This window comes from Mycobacterium helveticum, assembly GCF_007714205.1.
In the GTDB taxonomy this organism is placed as follows: domain Bacteria; phylum Actinomycetota; class Actinomycetes; order Mycobacteriales; family Mycobacteriaceae; genus Mycobacterium; species Mycobacterium helveticum.
This window is the reverse complement of sequence record NZ_VMQU01000242.1, coordinates 1-2,805: the sequence shown is the minus strand read 5'-3', so window position 1 is coordinate 2,805 and position 2,805 is coordinate 1. Positions and strand designations below refer to the sequence as shown.

The window sequence follows — 2,805 nt, the reverse complement described above, 5'->3', positions numbered from 1 at the left end:
TGACCCCGGTTTCGCGGGCATTCCTTACGTGATGCATGGATCAACTTTCGCGGGCATCTTGACGTGATGCATTACGGGCTTTCCCCGGCGTGTCTCGACTTACTTACGAACTCCTTAGTAATGGCTGCGTGGCTTGAAGTGGAGGCAGCAGCGTAGCTTGTCCGTGTGCCGCCACCAGATGAAACCGTCTCGCTAACAAAGGAATTAAGGACAGCGTAAATGGGGTATTCTCCCACCTTGTTCCAGGCAAACGAATTCGATCGCGATCAGCGCCGGTGCGCCACCGGTGTCTGGCGCTGGGCGGCCACGCCACGCGCGGACGTTCGCCCCAGCCACGACGAGTCTGAGCCAACCGCTGCCCATGGGGCAGCGGCATCAGCCTGCCCAGCCCAGGCCGCGCCGCGAGGCATCCCGCACGCTCGCCGAAGCCCGCGAGATCGGCTTGTCGATGCCGGAGGCGCGTGACGTGATGCGGTCTAGCGCCGCGATTCCCGCCGCGCAGATCAACGGAGACGGCCGAACAGGGCGTGGGGCAGAGGGGTTTTGAACCGCCCAAGGGGTTTGGCGGCTCAGGCGACTGTCCCCTTTTGGGATGGTCGCTCTCACATACGGCGGAGAAAGCCCCGCCAGGAGCCCAGGGGTGAATTACGTGCCACGCCGAATGGCCATGCAGGACAGCGTATTGCGCAGGGAACCGTTCGTAGGTCGCGAGCATGTTGGCCTGGGCCTCGCCCACCTCGGCAGGGTCTATCTGCGTCTTCCCCATGGGGTACGGGGTCCAGCCGTCACACACAGACCACCTCTGGGCGCTGCCCATCGTCCAGGCTTCGAAGTCGGCCGCGACGTCACCGGTGACCGGCACCTCGTCGGGAGCAGCTTGGTGGCGTATTGCGGCAGGGCGTTGGCGTCGTCGAGCATGCGCGAACCTCCGCCAGGTACAACGCCGCGCACCCCGCTCAAGCCTTCCCCGACTACGGCCTATCATTGCGCGCTTCGAGGCCAACGCCAGAGGCTATCGCAGCGGATCAATCGCCTCAACGCAGGTCGTTTTGTTGCGGGCGACCTCGGGATGCTCGGCCGAACACATGGGGCTCTTTGGACTTAGGGTCTTCCTCGCCTGTGACGCAGACGACCGCTCCGATAACCTGCTCGAACTGCTCAACCTTCTCGCGCAGTCCGCTCACCGAGAATGCGCCGGTCGGTGCTCACGATGACATCGTCGAAGATGCGCCGGCCGAACTGCTCATCCAACCGTCGACCCGTGGGGGGCAGTTCACCCGCCGCTGCATCGGCCTCCACAACCACCCGCGCCGTGCCCAAATCCAGGCCCCGCCCGCCACGCCGATCCCGGTTCCCACCACAGCGCCGTGCGCTCACAGCAGCCGCAACGACCCCACATCCGAGATACACACGAGCTTCGCCCCGTGAAATCAGATCCACACCACCCCGACAAGCCGAGTGCCCTGCAGCCTCGGACCGGAGGGCACACTCTCCTCACACAAACATCAACCACCCCAACACACACCGCGCCGATCAACAACGACCCCAAGCTCCCACCATCAACGGACGCCACCACCAGGGGCCACGCATCGACAAACCCCACACCACCGACCACACCCAACACCGCCGCACAAACACCGGACACCCCGCGGTGACCCCAACCACTACCCGCTGAACACCGACACCGTGTTGCTGAACTCGTTGGTGACGTACACGTCCCCGCCGGGATTGACCGCCACCGCGTCCGCAGTGTTGCCGACGCCGATGGTGGCGGTGACGGTGTCGGTGGCCGGATCAATCACCGACACCGTGTTGCTGCCCAGGTTGACGACGTACACGTCCCCGCCGGTGGCAGTGTTGACCGCCACCCCGAACGGCTCGCTGCCGACGCCGATGGTGGCGGTGACGGTGTTGGTGGTCGGGTTGATCACCGACACCGTATTGCTGAGCCCGTTGGTGATGTACACGTCCCCGCCGGGGTTGACCGCCACCCCGAACGGATGGCTGCCGACGGTGATGGTGTCGATGACTTTGTTGGTGGCCGGGTTGATCACCGACACCGTGTTGCTGTACCCGTTGGTGACGTACACGTCCCCGCCGGTGGCAGTGTTGACCGCCACCGCGTCCGGCTCGCCGCCGACGCCGATGGTGTCGATCACTTTGTTGGTGGCCGGGTTGATCACCGACACCGTATTGCTGACCGCGTTGGTGACGTACACGTCCCCGCCGGTGGCAGTGTTGACCGCCACCCCTTCCGGATTGCTGCCGACGCCGATGGTGTCGATCACTTTGTTGGTGGCCGGGTCGATCACCGACACCGTGTTACTGCCCGCGTTGGTGACGTACACGTCCCCGCCGGTGGCAGTGTTGACCGCCACCCCTTGCGGACTGCCGCCGACGGTGATGGTGTCGATGACTTTGTTGGTGGCCGGGTTGATCACCGACACCGTGTTGCTGAATTGGTTGGTGACGTACACGTCCCCGCCAGTGGCAGTGTTGACCGCCACCGCGTCCGGATAGTTGAACGTGCTGCTGGTCAGGCTGGTGACGGTGCCGCCGGCTCCCGCGACACCGCCGTCTCCGTAGGCGCCCGCCGCGCCACCGGACCCTCCGGTTCCGGCGGCGCCGCCGGCACCGGCCGCGCCCCCGGTCCCGCCGGTCGCGCCGATGCCGCCGGTGCCGCCGGCACCGCCGTTTCCGCCCGCACCGCTGTCACCGTTGAGGCCGCCGGCACCGGAATCCCCGCCGGCACCGCCTTGGCCGCCGGCACCGCCGGCGTAGCCGGTAGCACCGGCGGTGGCGGCG

The 2,805-nt window shown here is 66.2% G+C and carries 1 protein-coding gene; it reads right to left on the bottom strand.

The annotated features are described in order from the left end of the window. Nucleotides 1-1,664: 1,664 nt before the first annotated feature. On the bottom strand, nt 1,665-2,805 hold a 1,141-nt coding region (locus FPZ47_RS27095; protein WP_486813348.1), incomplete at its 5' end, for a YVTN family beta-propeller repeat protein.